Annotated in this window: 18 protein-coding genes; all 18 read left to right on the top strand. The window is 28.0% G+C overall.

Annotated features, from left to right (window positions below):
* Positions 1-379: 379 nt before the first annotated feature.
* The 18 genes from NV226_RS00145 to nrdE all read left to right on the top strand — a co-directional run bounded on the left by NV226_RS00145 (position 380) and on the right by nrdE (position 19045).
* Positions 380-2500 (top strand): P68 family surface lipoprotein, encoded by a 2121-nt coding sequence (locus tag NV226_RS00145; RefSeq protein ID WP_258210894.1) that lies wholly within the window; start codon positions 380-382, stop codon positions 2498-2500.
* A 4-nt stretch (positions 2501-2504) separates the two neighbouring features.
* Positions 2505-3311, top strand: coding sequence for a thermonuclease family protein (locus tag NV226_RS00150; protein WP_258210895.1), 807 nt, complete (start codon positions 2505-2507; stop codon positions 3309-3311).
* A 24-nt stretch (positions 3312-3335) separates the two neighbouring features.
* Positions 3336-5180, top strand: coding sequence for an ATP-binding cassette domain-containing protein (locus NV226_RS00155; protein WP_258210896.1), 1845 nt, complete (start codon positions 3336-3338; stop codon positions 5178-5180).
* Positions 5170-6174, top strand: coding sequence for a carbohydrate ABC transporter permease (locus NV226_RS00160; protein ID WP_258210897.1), 1005 nt, complete (start codon positions 5170-5172; stop codon positions 6172-6174). Before NV226_RS00155 ends, NV226_RS00160 begins: the two co-directional genes overlap by 11 nt.
* Positions 6134-7099 carry a carbohydrate ABC transporter permease gene (locus tag NV226_RS00165; RefSeq protein WP_258210898.1) on the top strand — a complete coding sequence of 322 codons (966 nt, stop codon included), beginning with the start codon at positions 6134-6136 and terminating at the stop codon, positions 7097-7099. The genes NV226_RS00160 and NV226_RS00165 overlap by 41 nt, the downstream gene beginning before the upstream one ends.
* A gap of 3 nt (positions 7100-7102) precedes the next feature.
* The gene (locus NV226_RS00170; RefSeq protein ID WP_258210899.1) at positions 7103-7270 is read left to right on the top strand and encodes a hypothetical protein; all 168 of its coding nucleotides are present in this window, start codon (positions 7103-7105) and stop codon (positions 7268-7270) included.
* Between the two features lie 97 nt (positions 7271-7367).
* Positions 7368-7760, top strand: a complete 393-nt coding sequence (tsaE, locus tag NV226_RS00175) for a tRNA (adenosine(37)-N6)-threonylcarbamoyltransferase complex ATPase subunit type 1 TsaE (protein WP_258210900.1) — start codon at positions 7368-7370, stop codon at positions 7758-7760.
* On the top strand, positions 7760-8314 hold the full coding sequence (gene tsaB, locus NV226_RS00180; protein WP_258210901.1) for a tRNA (adenosine(37)-N6)-threonylcarbamoyltransferase complex dimerization subunit type 1 TsaB: 555 nt from the start codon (positions 7760-7762) through the stop codon (positions 8312-8314). Before tsaE ends, tsaB begins: the two co-directional genes overlap by 1 nt.
* Complete coding sequence (gene tsaD, locus NV226_RS00185) at positions 8315-9250, top strand: tRNA (adenosine(37)-N6)-threonylcarbamoyltransferase complex transferase subunit TsaD (RefSeq protein WP_258210902.1); 936 nt, start codon at positions 8315-8317, stop codon at positions 9248-9250. It abuts the gene before it with no gap.
* 61 nt (positions 9251-9311) lie between these two features.
* Entirely contained in the window at positions 9312-9836 is a 525-nt protein-coding gene (locus tag NV226_RS00190; RefSeq protein WP_258210903.1) for a pseudouridine synthase, read from the top strand.
* 8 nt (positions 9837-9844) lie between these two features.
* Positions 9845-10807, top strand: coding sequence for a bifunctional oligoribonuclease/PAP phosphatase NrnA (gene nrnA / locus NV226_RS00195; RefSeq protein WP_258210904.1), 963 nt, complete (start codon positions 9845-9847; stop codon positions 10805-10807).
* Positions 10807-11796, top strand: a complete 990-nt coding sequence (gene nrnA, locus NV226_RS00200; protein ID WP_258210905.1) for a bifunctional oligoribonuclease/PAP phosphatase NrnA — start codon at positions 10807-10809, stop codon at positions 11794-11796. The genes nrnA (NV226_RS00195) and nrnA (NV226_RS00200) overlap by 1 nt, the downstream gene beginning before the upstream one ends.
* A 90-nt stretch (positions 11797-11886) precedes the next feature.
* Positions 11887-12321: a PTS mannitol transporter subunit IIA gene (locus tag NV226_RS00205; protein ID WP_258210906.1), complete on the top strand. Its 435-nt coding sequence runs from the start codon at positions 11887-11889 to the stop codon at positions 12319-12321.
* A gap of 95 nt (positions 12322-12416) precedes the next feature.
* On the top strand, positions 12417-14831 hold the full coding sequence (gene leuS, locus NV226_RS00210) for a leucine--tRNA ligase (RefSeq protein WP_258210907.1): 2415 nt from the start codon (positions 12417-12419) through the stop codon (positions 14829-14831).
* A gap of 62 nt (positions 14832-14893) precedes the next feature.
* Complete coding sequence (locus NV226_RS00215) at positions 14894-15178, top strand: YneF family protein (RefSeq protein WP_258210908.1); 285 nt, start codon at positions 14894-14896, stop codon at positions 15176-15178.
* A gap of 189 nt (positions 15179-15367) precedes the next feature.
* The gene (nrdF, locus tag NV226_RS00220) at positions 15368-16390 is read left to right on the top strand and encodes a class 1b ribonucleoside-diphosphate reductase subunit beta (RefSeq protein WP_258210909.1); all 1023 of its coding nucleotides are present in this window, start codon (positions 15368-15370) and stop codon (positions 16388-16390) included.
* A gap of 2 nt (positions 16391-16392) precedes the next feature.
* Positions 16393-16848: a class Ib ribonucleoside-diphosphate reductase assembly flavoprotein NrdI gene (gene nrdI / locus NV226_RS00225; RefSeq protein WP_258210910.1), complete on the top strand. Its 456-nt coding sequence runs from the start codon at positions 16393-16395 to the stop codon at positions 16846-16848.
* Positions 16849-16879: 31 nt separating this feature from the next.
* A complete protein-coding gene (gene nrdE / locus NV226_RS00230; RefSeq protein ID WP_258210911.1) occupies positions 16880-19045 on the top strand; it encodes a class 1b ribonucleoside-diphosphate reductase subunit alpha in 2166 nt (721 codons plus the stop codon).
* The last annotated feature ends 37 nt before the right edge of the window (positions 19046-19082 follow it).

Raw genomic sequence — 19082 nt, forward strand, 5'->3', positions numbered from 1 at the left:
AGTTTTTTATGTCTTTTTCAACACAAGAAACAAAGAACTGAATGCTCTAGAATTTAATAAAGTTCAGTGTATTTAGTCTTGTCTGAAAATGTTTTAGGTTGCCTAAAAGATAAAATTTATGAAAAAGAAAAATTTTTGATAATGAAAAAAATATGATTCTATTTTTTGCACAGGAATTTAGAGGTTAACAACCTTATAAACCTAAAACATTTTTTTATTTGAATTTATTAAAAAATATAATAAAATTATTCAAAATGAACTTATTAAATTATGCCGGTTTACAGAAATGAAAAAACTCCTTTAGCTTAATTATATTGAGTTCATTTTTTTATTTTTAAAGATTATATTTTAATTAATGTAGTTTTCATCAGGGGGAAATATGAAAAACAAATTAAATTTAAAGAAATTGATCGGAGTTGCAGGAGCCACTACGCTTGCTTCAGCTTTTATTTTAGCGTCTTGTGCACCTACAGTAAGTAAATTTGATCAATCAGATGATAAGAAAATGAAATTTGCACTAACTATTACTGCACCAGCAGCAAGAAGTGCTTTAAATGATATCATCCAAGCATATAATGAACAATCAAAATCAGATTACAAATGAGAACAAATGGAAATCCAAGGTGGTTACCAAGGTTTAGATAATGTATTAAAAAATAAATTACCTGCAAAAGATAAAGATGGATTATTTAATGTAGCTTTAAATTATCCATCTGCTTTAGCTATTGCCCGTAGATATGACATGGGTCTTGCTTTTGACAAAAGCATTTTAAACTTAGATGAACTTTTCGATGAATCATTTTTACAAGTTAACAAAAACATGGTAAATGTTAAAGAAAACGAACAATGAACAATTCCAATGAATAAATCAGTTGAAATGTTAACAATCAACATGCCAATGTTTAAATATGTTTTAGAAAAAGCCAATGATTCTTCAATTGCTGAAGATTCAAAAGAATTTTTTGACAAAATTAAAGCAGTTGGAGAAACAGATCAAGAATTCATTGGGAAAGTTATGGGAACTTATACTCCAACAGAAGAAGGACTAAAAGGATATGTATTCAAAAAAGAAGTTTTTGAATCTTATTCAGCTCTAATAGATTTAGCTAATAGAATTACTGTAGCTTTTCCTAATGCACAAAAAGCAAAAAGCAATGGAACAGCTAGAGAAATTCTAAAAAATGTATTTGGAATTGATTCTCCAGCGAATGCTATTTATAGTTCAGCATTTTCAAAAGCTGGTGGAGATTATGAAAAATTCCTGTTCCACTTAAACAAGGAAAAAACAGGAGTAGATTTTTCAAGTGTAATTAAGAATCCTGATTCAGAAGAATACAAATTACTAAAATTAGTTTTTGAAGAATTTAAAAAAGGATTTGATAAAAATGCATTATTTATTAAAAGCGTTTCAACATATTCATCAAACTATTTAAAACAACACCAATTAATTTTTGCAATTGGTTCAACAGCAGGATATAGACATAATTTTGCTCCTAATACAGACGAAAAATTAGCAATTATTAAAAAACCAGCTGCTGCTGGAACAACAGCTGCAGAAGAGTCAATCACTTTAGATGGATCTTTAGGAGAAATTTTAGTACCTACAGAAGCAGAAAAAACTAACAACCCAGGACTTATAGCAACTGTTAAAGGTGGAAACTATACAAACAAAATTTATGCTTCAGACACAAGAATAGAGCCTAGAAAGAGATATACACACGATATTTTCTTAACTTCTGCAAAAGAAGATGAAGAAATTAAAAATCTTTTAAAAGATAAAAATCCAGGTGAAGCAGTTGCATTATTAGGTAGAGGTGAACCATATAGTATGTTCCAGCTGATAGGTGCAGTAAATAAACCAACAGCTGGTGAAGATACAAGAACAAAAACTTATTTAATTTCACAAAGTAGCTATTCAATCATTACTCAAGGAGCTAACGAAAAATTAAATGAAAAAGAAATATTAAATTTACCAGCTCCTAAATTATTCCAAACCGGAGATACAGAACAAACATTAGTTCAAGGTCCTTCATTAATTGCTTTACATTCAAATGAAAACGAAAATGCTGAAACACAAAAATTTGTTAAATGAATGTTAACAGAAAGCAGAAAGTGAACTTGAACAACAGGTTCAGGAGAAAGAGTTAGAACTAATGAATTTACAGGAACTGGTGCAGAATACTTTGCATTTAGAGCAGGATATATTATTCCTACAAAAGAAAATCTAAAACAATTAGAAAACAAAACTGATACATTAAATCCTGCAAATAAAATTACTTTCCAGTCATTAAAATCTGCAACAGTTCAACCAGGAGAAACTAAAGCAAAAACAGCATTATTAGAAGATCCTGTTTCTGCAAACTCTTCAACATTTAGAGAAGCAATTCAAAAAGCTATGGAAACAATGAATAGTCGTGCTTCAAATGGGCAATTTAGTGAAATTTCATTTGACAAATTCTTAGAAAGTGTAAAAATTCAATTACCAAACAGTTTACGTTAAATTTATGAAAAAGAATTTTAAAAAATTACTTTTCTTTAGTGTTGCTTCATTAACTTCATTAGCGTTTGTTATTTCTTGTTCTCCTTCAAGTGCACAATCATTTAATTATGAAAAATTTAATAATTTTGCTAATTCTCCACTTTGAGAAAAATTACCTGTAACTGCAGAAGGAACTTTAGTAAGTTGAACCGACGGAGATACAGCCATTATTAACTATCAACTGAAAAATTCGGATGAATTAGTGACAAACAAAAGAATCAGAATTATGTATCTAGATACTCCTGAAACCAAAAAACAACAAAATGGTGAATGAGTATCAACTACAGGTACAGAATTTAAATTTGCAAATGAAGCAAAACTTTATGCAGAAAAAATTATTCCTGCAGGTTCAAAAATTAAATTAATTTTTAAAGGAACAAACGGAATACCTGAAGCTGATACTTATGGAAGATTAATCGGAACTATTTTTTATGGTGAAAATTTTGCTAAAAATTTCTCTGTAGAAATGGTGGGTCAAGGATTTTCGATTCCTTTTACAGAAAATAGATCGTCTTTATTAGAGGATTATTTACCTGATCATTATTTAGTAAGAGCATTAGCGGAAGCATTTAATGAAGCTTATTATTCTAAAAAAGGAATTCACAGCTTAAGAACTGATACAAAAAGTTTCAACTATTTTGATGATATTTTCAAAACCAGAGGAATTGGAAGTAATATTTCACAAGCAAAATATTTCATTGATGCCAATCACCCTGAAACAGACACAGATTCAAGTGTATGAGATAATTTAAAATTAATTGAAAGCAAATAATTAAAATTTACGAAAAGAGTTACTATGTTTAAAAAACTTTTATTTGATTTATTATTGTTAAATAAAAAGAAAAAAGAAGAATACAGTAAAAAACTTGATGTGGTTAAAAGTTTTAGTGATAAAAGATACCAGTTACAGTCAGTAAATCCCGAAATTGAACTACGTAATTTAGTTGTGGATTTTGGAGATACACTTGCAATTGATAACAGCAATATTAAAATTCAAAAAGGTGACTTAGTCACTTTTTTAGGGCCTTCAGGTTGTGGAAAAACCACAACACTTAATGCAATTGCTGGCCTTTTAACACCGACAAGTGGTCAAATTTTATTTCGTGGTGAAGATGTAACTAAAAAAGATCCTAAAAATAGAAATCTAGGATTGGTATTTCAAAACTATGCACTTTATCCCCATTTATCTGTTTATGAAAACATCGCTTTTCCATTAAGAAATGATGTTCAATGAAGAATAGATGTCAAAAATAAAAGTTTAGAATTTAAAAACAAGGTAAACTCATTAATTTTTGAAGCAAACGGTGCATCAGGAGAGGAATTAGAAAAATATAAAAGATATTTTTTTATATTTTTAGATACCGCCAAAGAGATGAAAAGTTATTATAATAACTTAAAATCAGAACTAACTCAAAAAATTAGTGCACTGGAAACAAATAAAAAATTATCTAAAGTACATAAGCAAAGTTATCTTGCAAAAATCAGCAAAGATTTATTAGATTTCAAAAAGAAAAATTTAAATTTAGATAAACTAAAAGATAATTATTTAGAAATTGTTAAAACTTTAAACACTGAAAAATTAGAAGAATTTATGCAAGCTTTTAGTAATGGACAAGAAGCAATCACTTGATATAAAAAAATAGCAAAATTTATTCATGAACATTATAAAAAATTACTAAATAATTTGTCTCAAGAATTAAAATCAGAAAAAGCAAGAGTTAAAAGCACAGAAGATTACAAAAAAATGAAGCAAATTAAAAACGAAATTGTTATTTTGCATCATTTATCCTGAAAACAATATAAATTGTATGAAAAAGAATTGATTAATAAATATTCTTTAAGTAGAAATAATTTATCAGCACAAAATTTAGAAAAAGTAGAACATTTTTCAGAAAACATTTTAAGTATTAATGAGTGAATTCACAAAGAAGTAATGGAAGTTTCTGAAAAAGTAGAAATTACTAAAAATTTACATAAAAAACCTACTAAACTTTCTGGTGGACAGCAACAAAGGGTGGCTATAGCTCGGGGAATTGTTCGTAAACCAAAAATTCTATTAATGGATGAACCACTATCAAACTTGGACGCAAAATTGAGAACACAAACAAGAAAATGAATTCGTAAAATTCAAAGTGAATTAGGAATTACAACGATTTTTGTTACTCACGATCAAGAAGAAGCTATGTCTATTTCTGACACAATTGTTTGTATGTCAGAAGGAAAAATTCAACAAATTGGTTCACCTATGGAATTATATGAAAAACCTACAAATGAATTTGTAGCTCGTTTTTTAGGAACTCCAGAAATGACAATTATTGAAGCACAAAACAAAGCGGGAAAAGTTTATATTAAAGATGCTTTTCTATTTGAAAATAAAGATTTAAAACATAAAACCTTAAAAGTAGGACTAAGAAGTGAACACTTAATAGAAGATACTAAAGGAACTATTAGTGCAGTTATTGAAACAGTAGAATATTTAGGTAAAGATGTTTTAGCAAGTGTAAATTTTCAAGATGTTAAAATCAATGTTTTTTTAAAGAATAAAAAAACATATGAAGTAGGTGAAGAAGTTAAAATGTCAGTTCCAGAAAAGCTGATTTACTTATTCGATAAAAACGGAGAAAGAATCAATGCTAAATAACTTTTTATTAAAAAGAAAGTTAAAAACTAAAAATTTAGAGCTTTCTTATCTTCACAAAAGAATTGCATTTTGAAAACCTTTGCTTTTTCTTTTACCTTCTTTAGCAATTATCATTTTATTTTCAATCATCCCTTTCATTATGGCTTTTCAAAAATCTTTTTTATTTGAAACTGACAGTGAAATAGCGCAAAGTGAAACATTTGGTTTTGAAGCATTTAGATATGTTTTAGAAGATAATACCTTTTTAATAGGTTTAAGAAATTCATTATTATATGGGTTACTAAGTTTACCTATTACTCTTGTAATTTCAATCTTAATTTCGTCAGCAATAGCCCATCTTTATAATAAACTAGCAAGAGGTTTTTGACAAACTGTTTTTTTCTTACCTTATGTAACTAATGGCGTTGCGATTGCTGCATCCTTTGTGTATTTTTTCGATTCACAAATGGGAATTGTTAATGAATTAACAGGAGTAAAAAACCTGTGACTAGATAGTTCAGATCCTTGAAGTATGAATCCCTTTATTGTTATTTTAACAAATGGTGTTTGAAGTAGCTTAGCTTTTCAAGTAGTTTTATTAACAACAGCAATGTTATCTGTAGATAAAACACTTTATAAAGCTGCATCAATTGATGGTGCTTCTAGATTAAAACAATTTTTCCGAATTACTTTGCCAACAATTAAAGGAACTTTAAATTTAATTATTACTTTAGGAATTATTGGTGGAATTAGAGTTTTTCCGATCGCTATTTTTCAAAGTGATGTCGCTAAAGCAATTCAAAATGGTGGAGCTACTTTAATGATTTATATTTATGATCAAATTGGTAATTCACAATATGCAATTGCAGGAGCTGCCACAATCTTCTTATTCTTAATCGGAGTTAGCTTTAGTTTCATGATGAAGAGTGGAATTAAATTAATTATTAATTTATCAACAAGAATGGGGGAAAAACGTGTTCACAATAAAGTTAAAAATTCAAAAATTTATAAGTAATATTGTAATTTCTCGTAATGCAGATAAAATTTCTGCACAAGTTAGAGAAAATAGTTTTTTCCAAATTTTCAAAGCATTTTTGTGAAAAGCAATTATTTTAGGTTTCTTTGCCTTATTAATAGTTTTACCATTCTATATCATGATTATTTTATCTATATCTTCTAATGAATACATTCGTGAAGCAGGTCAAGACAGGTCAATTTTTTGGCCTGATGGAATGCATTTTTCCAATTTTGTAGATGCTTGAGAAAAAGGTTACTTTGAAGCTATCATGGGTTCATTAATTGTAACAGTACTATCAATTGTCTTTAAAATTTTCTTTGCTATGTTTTTTGGGTATGCCTTTTCATTAAGAAATTGAAGATTCAAAAAAGCAATGTGAGCAGTTTTTCTATCGATTTTATTATTACCAGATTCTGCATTACTTTTAGGACAATACAGAGTTGTCACTATTTTAGGATGAACTAAGGGATATTACTTAATTGGAGCACTTTTTTTACCTTATGTTGCTTCAGTTGTTAGTGGATTTATGTATAGAAATTCTTTTGAACAAATTCCTGATCGTGTAAAAGAAGCAGCTATGGTAGATGGTTGTTCAGGAATAAAATATCTAGTTAAAGTTGCAATGCCAATGGTTTCACCGACAACTTGAACAGTAATGATTTTAACCGCTTTTTCAGCATGAAATGCATTATTATGACCATTATTATTGTTAAATGGAAATGATTTTATGAATGTTATTAATATTTGAGCAATGGATATTGGTAGACCAGTTGTTGGAGCAGATGAAGTTTTACAAATAGATCAAGGTACAAAAATGGCTGGAAGTATTTTAGCTATCTTACCTATGTTTATTTTCTTCTTCTTATTCAGAAAAAGAATTATGGGTGCAATTGGAAAACAAGGTTCAGCAATTAAAGGATAGCTTATGAAAAAAATAAAAAAAGATCAAATTATTCGAAAAATTAAATATTGACAAACTTTTGCATTTCCATTTTTTATTGTCATTGTTGGTATTCTTGCTACAGTTTTTGCATTCTATGCACTAGGTCATTTATTAGTGGATGTAATTAGTAAAAACTCATTTTGAAATTAAATTATCTTCACTTAAAACTAGTTTCATAACTAGTTTTTTTTGTTTCTTGAACATTTCTTAATTAACAAAAATTAAGATTGTTATAATTGTAATTAGTATGAAAATTAAAACAACATCTATAGATCAATTAGAATTTGTAGTTTCTAGCATTTTATCTTTAATAAAAAAAAATAAATATATTTTATTAAATGGTGAAATGGGGAGTGGTAAGACCACTTTAGTAAAACTAATATCTCAAAAACTTGGTGAAAAATCAATAGTAAATTCACCAACTTTTAATATTATGAAAGTGTATAATGAATTTGTGCATATTGATGCTTATAAAATTACTGGTAATTTAGAAGAATATGAAGACTTCTTTGAAGATAAAATAGTATTCATTGAATGAGCTAAAAATTTAGTTTTAGATTACAATCAATTTTTAACAATTGATATTGAATTAATTGATGAAAATACAAGAATTTATACTATAGAGGAGCACAATAATTAATGCATATTTTTTTAGATAGTAGCAATGAAGATTTATTTATTGCCTTGTATGATGATCAACAAAAATGCATTAGTTTTTTTCATGAAATTAATCTCCTGAAAAAAGTAGAAAAAATTCCGGTATTTTTTGAAAAATTATTATCAAAAAATAATTTAAAAATAACAAATATTAAAGCAATTTATTTAAATTTAGGTCCAGGAACATTTACCGGTTCAAGAATTAGTTTAGTTTATGCTAGAACACTTGTGCAGTTAACAAATATTAAATTATTCACTACTAATACTTTCAGTTTAATTGATAAAACCAATTATGAAAATCAAAATATTTATATAGATGCTAAAGGGAAAAAAGTGTATCATGCTCAAATGAAAAACAATCAAATTGTGAGTGAAATAAATATTTTAGAAGTCAACCAAAATATGATTATTTCAAAATTAAACTTTGAAGATCTTAAATTAAGTTTTAAAAATTATTTAGATATTTTTAAAGAAGAAAAAGATATTTTAGCTATCTCACCACTGTACATAAAAAAACCTCAAATAGGAAGTTATTAGATGACAATTTTAGGTATAGAAACTTCACATGATGACACTTCTGTAGCACTTTTAAAAAATGGTGAAGTTTTAAAAATGTTCATTTTTAGTCAAATTGATATTCATGCCAAATATGGTGGAACAATTCCGGAAATAGCATCAAGAGAGCATGTCAATAATGTAGCTTTAGTTTTAGAAGAATTTAAAAAAGAATTTAATTTAAATGAAATAGATTTTATTGCTTATACAGCAGAACCGGGACTTCTAGGAGCATTGCATATTGGCTACCTTTTTGCTTCAGCAATTTCATTGGCTTTAGATAAACCCTTAAAGCCGATTAATCATTTAGTGGGGCATATTTTTTCAACAGCTATTGAAAAAGAAATCACTTATCCAGCTTTAGCCTTAATTGTTTCTGGAGGTCACACACAAATCAATTATTTAAGTTCACCTATCCAAATTTCATTGATTGGTGAAACCTTAGATGATGCAGTGGGTGAAGTATATGATAAAGTAGCTAGAAAATTAGATTTAGGTTTTCCGGGTGGTCCAGCAATTGATCAATTAGTTCAAAATTCAAAGAGTGAATGTAAAAAGCTTTATTCAATTCCTAAAACAGAAAATAAATTTAGCTTTTCTCTAAGTGGGATTAAAACACAAGTAATTAATGAAGTAAATAAATTTATTCAAAAAAATGAAATAATACCTGCTGAACAAATTGCTGTTTGCTTTCAAAAAACCATTGTTGAATATTTAAAACAGAAAATTGAATCAGCATTAAAAGATTTTCCAGTAAAATCTTTACTATTAGCTGGAGGAGTTTCAGCAAACAGTGATATTAGAACAATGATTTTATCATTACACAAGAATGCCATTATACCTAATCTTAAATATGCAACGGACAATGGTGCAATGATTGCCAAAGCTGCGGAAATATTGGAAGATTTCAAAAATTAATTTTTTAATTTTATTAGTGCAAAACAAGTTATCTAAATAAAATTAAGATAAGTGAAAATATATGTCAAAAAAAGAATTTATTTATTTAGCATTAAATAAACCCAAAGGATATGTAAGTGCATTAAAAGATAATTTAAATCCTACAATTTTAGAACTGGTTCAAGAACCAACACAAAATTTACATATTGTAGGAAGGTTAGATAAAGATACAACAGGCTTAATTCTTTTAACAAATGATGGTTCATTTACTCACAGAATTACCCATCCCAAAAAACATGTTGCAAAGAACTATGAAGTTACTTTATTAAAACCCTTTAGTGAAAAAGATAAAGAATTTTTGGAAAAACCTTTTGCAATAGACTATGGTAAAACACCTATTAAAGGTGGAAAAGTTAATATTTTAAATGAGTATAAAATTCATTTAGCAATTCAAGAAGGTAAATATCATCAAGTTAAAAAAATGATTTTTAATATTGATAATGAAGTTGTAGCTTTACATAGAATTGCAATAGGAAAATTAAAATTATCGGATTTAAAACTAGAAATAGGACAATATAAAAAAATTAAGAAAGAAGATGTAATATAGGACAAACTATGAAAAAAGGAAGTTATTTATTAATTAAAAAAGCCATTGAAAAATATGATAATATTTTTATTTTTCATCACATCAGACCAGATGGAGACTGTTTAGGTTCACAATTCGGTTTAAAAGAAATGATAGAAGCAACTTATCCTGACAAAAAGGTTTTTGCAGTAGGGGACAGTGGCGGAATTCTAAATTTTTTAGATTTTACACATAACAACAATTTTACAGAAAAAGATTTTGAAAATTCTTTAGGAATTGTTGTAGATGCCTCTAGCTCAAATAGAATTGAAATGAACCAATTAATTTTAGAAAAAAAATTGACAGCTATGGCCAGAATTGATCATCACCCTAATGGTGCTGATATTAATTATCAATATAATTGAATTGACTCATCATTTGTAGCGGCAGCTGAACAAATAGGTTATTTAGCTTGAAAAGGAAAATATAAATTAACTCAAAAAGCTGTTGAATATATTTACTTAGGAATTCACACCGATTCTGGTAGATTTTTTTACAGCAATACATCAGCAAGAACTTTTCAAGTTGTAGCTCATTTATCTAAAAATGGTTTAAATGTTTTTGATATAAATCAAAAACTAGCATTAAGAAAATTAAAAGATATTGCTTTTAGCGGAAAAGTTTTATCAGGTTTCAAAACTGATGGACCAATTATTTATTTTCATGTTACAGAAAAAATTATCAAAGAACTTGATTTAACATATGAAGAAGGATCTTTTGTTAATATTTTGGCCAATATTCAAGGTTATCCTATTTGAATTTTCTTTATCGATCAACCAGATAAAACTATTAGAGTAAGATTAAGATCAAACGGTCCAAAAGTAAATATTGTTGGACGTATGTTTAATGGCGGCGGTCATGATATGGCTTCAGGAGCTACTTTAAGTAGTAAGAAAGAAATTAAAAAAGTTTTAGAAGAATGTAAAAAACTTCTTGAAGAAGGAAATAATTAATGAATAACACAGAAACAAAAAAAATTATCAAAGATATTATTTCACTTATTGAAGAACATGACAAGATTGTAATTTTTCATCACATCAGACCAGACGGAGACTGTTTAGGCTCACAATTCGGTTTAAAAAGAGCAATTGAATTAAACTATCCAGAAAAAGAAGTAAAAGCTGTAGGTAATGCAAAAGGATCTTTTACATTTCTTGGTTTAGATCAACATGATAATGAACCTAGTGAAGAATTTTTAAAAGAAGCACTTGCAATTGTTGTAGATGCTAATTTTAAAGAAAGAATTCAATCACGTCATTTATTGGATAATAATTTGTTTAAAAAAGTTTTAAGAATTGACCATCATCCCAATGATGATGATTTAGTTGAAAACGCTTACAGGTGAGTTGATTCTTCTTACATTGCAGCAGCTGAACAAATTGCAGATATTGTTTATCATGCAGAATGAAAATTAAATAAACAAACAGCTGAGACAATTTATCTAGGAATTTATACCGATTCGGGAAGATTTTTATATAGTAATACATCAGCAAGAACATTCAGATTAGTTGAATTTTTGATGAACAATGGATTAGATTTAAATTTTGTCCATCAAAATTTAAATAAACAATCAATGAAATCACTAAAATATCAAGGTTATGTTTTAGATAGATTTAAAACTTCTGGAAAAGTTGCTTACTTTTTAATTAATAGAGAAGAACAAATAAAACTGGATTTATCTCCAGCTCAAGCCAATAGACCTAATTTATTTGCAAATATGGAAGGTTACCCTATTTGAGTATTTTTTACTCAGGAAGAAGATTCAAATTACCGAGTTGAATATCGTTCAAGTGGCCCATCTGTGAGAAATATTGCAGTAAAATGAGGTGGTGGAGGTCATGAAAAAGCATCAGGATCAATTATGAAATCAATTAATGATCTTGAAAAAATTATTGCTGATTGTAATACAGAAATAATTAAATGAGAAAAAGAAAATAATTAATTTAATATTAAAAAAATTTATAAAAATAAAAAAAAGTTATTAAAACTGAATTTTATTTTTTACTCTTTATAATTTTTATAAAGGGGTGAAATGAATATTTTTTTTACAAAAGAAAACATTTTCTTAAATCAAGAAATTCACAGCAAGCAAGAAGCTATCAAAAAAGTAATGGAAATTTTTTTAGAAAAAAATGCTGTATTTGCTGAATATGAATCATCAATTATAAAGCGAGATCAAGATGCCTCTGTAGCTTTAGGAAATTTTTTAGCTTTACCACATGGACAATTAGATTCTGAGCATTTAATTAAAAGCAATTGTGTTATTTTAATTCATACAAAAGAATTATTCTATTGAGATAATGAACCAATAAGATTTATTTTTGCTTTAGCATTAAAAAACCAAAATCAAATGGAATTTATTCAAAAAGCAGGAGTTACCTTTAGCGATATTGATGAGGTAAATAAATATTTAAATAAAAAAGATCTAACTGTGGATGATTTATTTAACTGAATTGAAAATCAATAAATATTAAAAATGGTGATAAAACCATTTTTTTTATTAAAAAATCCACTCATTATTTTAAAATGCTTAAAGTGTTAATAATGTTATAATAAACTGATATGTATAATCACAAGCAAATTGAACAAAAATGACAAAGTATTTGAGATAAAACAGATGCTTTTGATACGACTGATAAATATAATAAAAAATATTATTCATTAGCAATGTTTCCTTATCCATCTGGTCAAGGAATTCATGTAGGACATCCACAAAGTTATACTGCTACAGACATCATGGCAAGATTTAAAAGATTAAATCAATTTGATGTATTGCACCCTATGGGTTGAGATGCTTTTGGTCTTCCAGCAGAACAATATGCACTTAATACTGGAAATCATCCCAGTGTTTTTACTCAACAAAATATTAATAATTTCAGAAGACAATTAAAATCTTTAGGATTTTCTTTTGATTACAAAAAAGAAGTAGATACAACAGATCCAAAATATTACAAGTGAACACAATGAATATTTAAAAAGTTTTATGAAAAAGGTCTAGCTGAAATACAAGAAATTGATGTTAATTGATGTCCTGAATTGGGAACAGTTTTAGCTAACGAAGAAGTTTTAACAGACGAAAAAGGTAATAAAGTTAGTGAACGTGGTTCTTTTCCTGTAATTAAAAAACCAATGAAACAATGAGTTTTAAAAATTACGGCTTATGCAGATAAATTATTAGAAGGTTTAAAAGAAGTTGATTTTCCTGAATCATTGAAGATGCTTCAGTCAAAATGAATTGGGAAAAGCGAAGGTGTAGAATTAAACTTTTTGATTGAAAAAACAACAAAAAGTTTAAAAGTTTTCACAACTAGAGTAGATACAATTTATGGAGTTTCCTATATTGCTATTTCTCCAGATAATACTGTAGCTAAAAAACTAATTACAGAAGATCAGCAAGCAGCAGCAGATAAATTTTTTGAACAATTTAACAATTTATCTGATCGTGAAAAATTAATTAATAAAGAAAAAGAAGGATTTTTTACAGGAACATATGCAATCTGTCCTTTTAGTAAAAAAAGAATTCCTATTTGAGTATGCAATTATGTTTTAAATAATTTTGGTACAGGAATATTGATGGGCGTACCAGCGCATGATGAAAGAGATTTTGAGTTTGCTAAAAAATATGATTTACCAATCATACCTATTATTGAAACAAATGAACCATTGCCTTTCACAGGAAATGGCGTTCATATTAATTCTTACTTAATAAATGGTTTGGAAAACCAAGCTGCTATTGCAAAATTAATTGAAATAGGTGAAGCTACAGGAATTGCTAAAAAAGTTGTTACTTATAAGCTAAGAGATTGAGTTTTTTCAAGACAGAGATATTGAGGTGAACCCTTCCCTGTACTATTTGATGAAGAAGATAAAATTTATTTAGTTAATGAATTAGTTGAATTACCTCAAATGAATGAAATTCAACCTTCAGGAAATGGTGAATCACCGCTTGCAAATAATAAAGAATGAATAAATGTAGAAATTGATGGCAAAAAATATAGAAGAGAAACTAATACAATGCCCCAATGAGCAGGAAGCTCATGATACTATTTAGCTTACATCATGAAAAATGCTGACGGATCATATGTTGATATGGATTCAGATGAAGCTCACAGAAGATTTAAAAAATGATTACCTGTAGATATTTATATTGGTGGACAAGAACATGCTGTTTTGCACTTACTTTATGCCCGTTTTTGACATAAAGTATTATATGATTTAAATATTGTTCCTACAGCAGAACCTTTTTACAAAATTGTCAATCAAGGAATGATTTTGGGTAATGATGGACAAAAAATGTCCAAATCTCGTGGTAATGTAATTAACCCTGATGATATTGTTGCAGAATCTGGTGCTGATACACTAAGAGTGTATGAAATGTTTATGGGTCCTTTAGTTGATACAAAAGCTTGAAACACCTCTTCGATTAAAGGAATTAGAAAGTGATTGGATCGTGTTTATAACATGATTGATAATTTCAAAACAGGCAAATTTAAAATCGATCCTTCATTTCAAAATTCAGAATTTGATTTTATTTGACATTCTACTAAAAAAGAAGTAACTCAAAACATTGAAGACATTAAATTTAATATCGCTATTAGTAAATTAATGGTTTTTGTTAATGCTATTTATAAAAATGAAAAAGTGGTATCATTAGAACCTTTAATAGATTTTGCCATCATGCTTTCACTTTTTGCTCCTCATATTTCTGAGGAAATCTTAGAAATGTTAGGTCAAAAACAAATTCAATATCAAATCTGACCTTCATATGATGAAAGAAAAATTCAAGTTCAAACAGTAACTGTTGCAATTCAAGTTAATGGAAAATTAAGAGGTACACTTGAAAAAGATGTTAACACTTCTCAAGATGAAACCATCGCTGCAGCTTTAGAAGTTGAAAATGTCAAAAAATATATTGCTGATGCTAAAATCAAAAAACAAATTTACATTGTTAATAAAATAATCAATTTCATTATTTAAAAGCTATTAGTTAATAATATATAATTTTTAATAGTAAAAAACAAATTTTAAAAGGAGATAATATGAAAGAAACTCTTCTTACTTTCGCTGATGAAACAGTAGCAAATTCAGCTGGTGGAGTTGGTTTAGGTGGTTGAATCGCCATTGTTATTGTGGTGGGAATAGTTTTAGCTATTGCCGGAGGAATTGGTGGGCTTTTAGTTGCCAAAAAAATGTTTCAAAAACAAATTAAAGAAAACCCTCCTATTAATGAAAAAATGATCCGTGCAATGTTTCTGCAAATGGGAAGAAAACCGTCTGAAGCACAAATTAGAGCAGTTATGCGTTCAATGAAAAATGCTAAATAATAGGTAAAATTAAGCCAAATATTTTAAAAGCTTTTGAGGCTTTTTTTATTTTTATTTTAATAATTTAAAGATTCTTATTTTTTGAAATTATTCTTTTTAAAAATGTATAATTAAAATTCAAAATTAAATTTAAGCACATTTTTAGTTTGCTTAAATTTATTTAAAAATATATTTTTTTGAAAGGTAAACATGGCAAAAATTAAAAATAGTTACTATAACAAATCAGTTTCTCCTATTGAATATGCATTAAATAATTTTCAAGGAGCAATGCGTTCTGTAAACTGAAATGTTATAAGTGATCCCAAAGACTTAGAAGTTTGAACAAGAGTAACTCAAAACTTTTGATTACCTGAAAAAATTCCTGTATCAAATGATCTTGTTTCATGAAAAACATTATCACCAGAATGACAAGAACTAATCACTAGAACTTTTACCGGTTTAACTTTATTAGATACAATTCAGGCAACAGTAGGTGATATAGCTCAAATTCCTGCTTCAGTAACAGATCATGAACAAGTTGTGTATGCAAACTTTGCTTTTATGGTTGCAGTCCACGCTAGATCATATGGAACTATTTTTTCAACTCTTTGTTCATCAGAACAAATTGAAGAAGCTCATGAGTGAGTAATTAATAATAAAGCTCTCCAAGATAGAGCGCGTGCTTTAATTCCATATTACACTCAAGATGATCCTTTAAAATCTAAAGTTGCTGCCGCATTAATGCCAGGATTCTTATTATATGGTGGATTTTATTTACCATTTTATTTATCAGCTAGAGGAAAATTACCCAATACTTCAGATATTATTAGATTAATTTTAAGAGATAAAGTTATCCACAATTACTACAGTGGTTATAAATATCAAAGAAAATTAGAAAAACTTTCTCCAGAAAAACAAGCTGAAATGAAAGAATTTACTTTTAAACTTTTATATGAATTAATTGATTTAGAAAAAGCTTACTTGCATGAATTATATGATGGATTCGGGCTTGCTGAAGATGCAATTCGTTTTAGCATTTATAATGCTGGAAAATTCTTACAAAATTTAGGTTATGAATCACCATTTACAGATGAAGAAACTAGAATTGAACCAGAAATATTTACACAATTATCTGCTAGAGCAGATGAAAATCATGATTTCTTCTCAGGAAATGGTTCATCTTATGTTATGGGTGTTACTGAAGAAACAGAAGATGAGGATTGAGAGTTTTAATTATGCATGATGATATAATCAAAGTTCAAAAAGATACCATTAAAAAACCTACAGGAAGTATTTTTGTAGTTTACTTTTCATCTATTTCAAATAATACACATCGTTTCATTCAAAAATTAGGATTTGATAATGCACGAATTCCTTATGAATTAGATCAACAATTAACCATTGATCAAGATTATGTGTTAATTGTTCCAACTTATAGCGGTGGGGGAGATCAAAAAGATGGAGCTGTTCCTAAACAAGTTATTCAATTTTTAAACAATGAAAAAAATCGTAGTTTTTGTCGTGGTGTAATTGCTTCAGGGAATACCAATTTTGGAGACACTTTCGCAATTGCTGGTCCTATTCTTTCTAAAAAATTAAATGTACCTTTATTATTTCAATTTGAATTATTAGGTACAGCTTCTGATGTAGAAAATATTCAAAAAATCTTAGCAGATTTTTGGAAACAATAATAAAATAATAGAATATGTAGAAAGAGGCTTTATGTCAAAAAAACCATTTTCATTATCTGGTTCAACAGAATCAGATGAATATGTAGCATTAAATGCTAAAGCTAAAATGTTTTTACAAAATGAAAATAATTTAAAGCTAGATTTAGAAGCTGCAAAATCATACATGAAAAATCATGTTTTGCCTCGTACTAAAAAATTTGATACTGTTAAAGATCGATTCCAATATTTAGTTAATAATGAATACTATGAAAAAGCAATAGTGGAACAATATACATACGAAGAGCTAGAAGACTTAACAGAACAAGCAAAACGCTATGATCATAAATTTCCAAGTTTTATGGGTGCTTTGAAATTTTATAATTCTTATGCACTAAAAAGTTTTGATGGAAAGCAATATTTAGAAAGCTATGCAGACAGAGCTTTAATGAATGCCTTATTTTTAGCTCGTGGAAGATATTCAAAAGCTAAAGATATTTTAAGACAAATCATGTTAGGGCGTTTTCAACCTGCTACTCCTACTTTCTTAAATGCTGGTAAAAAACAACGTGGCGAATATATTTCATGTTATCTATTAAGAGTAGAAGATAACATGGAATCAATTGGACGGGCAATTACTACTTCATTACAACTTTCAAAACGTGGCGGTGGTGTTGCGCTTTGTTTAACTAACTTACGTGAATTTGGTGCTCCAATTAAAAAAATTCAAAATCAAGCAACAGGGATTGTTCCAGTAATGAAAATTTTGGAAGATTCATTTTCATATGCAAATCAATTAGGTCAAAGACAAGGAGCAGGTGCTGTTTATTTAAATGTACATCACCCTGAAATCTTGACTTTTTTAGATACAAAAAGAGAAAATGCTGATGAAAAAATTAGAATTAAATCTCTATCTTTGGGAGTGGTTATTCCTGATATTACTTTCCAATTAGCTAAAGAAAATCAACAAATGGCTTTATTCAGTCCTTATGATGTAGAAAAAGTTTACAAAAAATCAATGAGTGATATTTCAATTACAGAAGAGTATTGAAATATGGTAAATAATCCAGAAATCAAAAAAACTTACATTAGTGCAAGAAAATTATTCCAAATAATTGCTGAATTACATTTTGAAAGTGGTTATCCTTACTTACTGTTTGATGATACAGTAAACCGCAGAAATGCACATGCATCTACAGGGAGAATTGTAATGTCAAATCTATGTAGTGAGATTGTGCAAGTAAGTACAGCAAGTGAATATAATACCGATTTAAGTTTTAAAAAAATTGGCCACGATATTTGTTGTAATTTAGGATCATTAAATATTGCCAAAGTTATGGAAAGTGGAGCTGAATTTGATGATGTTATTTATCAATCAATTTACTCACTTGATCAAGTTTCAAGATATAGTGATCTTTCTTCTGCTCCTTCCATTGAAGAAGGTAATAAACAAAACCATGCAGTTGGTTTAGGTGCTATGAATTTACACGGTTTTTTAGCAACTAATAAAATTTTCTATAATTCAGCTGAAGCTGTAGATTTTACAAATATGTTTTTCTATACTGTAGCTTACCACGCTTTTAAAGCTTCAAATAGATTAGCAAAAAAATTCGGAACTTTTGCAGGATTTAAAACATCTTCTTTTGCAGATGGATCATATTTTGATAAATATACAAAATCTGAAAAAAATAAATGAACACCTTCAACAGAAATAGTAAAAAAATTGTTTGATAAATATCAAGTAGAAATTCCGACTCAAGAGCAATGAATTGAACTAACTAAAGAAATTGAAAAAACAGGATTAGCAAATTCACATTTAATGGCTATTGCCCCTACAGGTTCAATTAGTTATTTATCTTCATGTACTCCTAGCTTACAACCAGTTGTAGCCCCAGTGGAAGTGCGCAAAGAAGGAGTTTTAGGTCGTGTTTATGTTCCTGCTTATAGAATGACCTGAGACAACATGGCATATTATGCCAATGGTGCATATGAAATTGGACCAGATCCAATCATTGATATAGCAGCTGCGGCCCAACAACATGTTGATCAAGCAATTTCTCTAACTTTATTTATGAAAGATACAGCAACAACTCGTGATTTAAATAAAGCTTATATTAAAGCTTTCAAACAAGGATGTTCATCAATTTATTATGTGCGAATTCGTCAAGAAGTGTTAGAAGATAGTGAAAAATATGATGAATGTGAAGCTTGTGTAGTTTAATTAAAAAAACAGACCATTTAATAAAAAAATAATAGTA

Origin of the sequence: Mycoplasma iguanae (assembly GCF_024722375.1) — a bacterium.
In the GTDB taxonomy this organism is placed as follows: domain Bacteria; phylum Bacillota_I; class Bacilli_A; order Mycoplasmatales; family Metamycoplasmataceae; genus Mycoplasma_M; species Mycoplasma_M iguanae.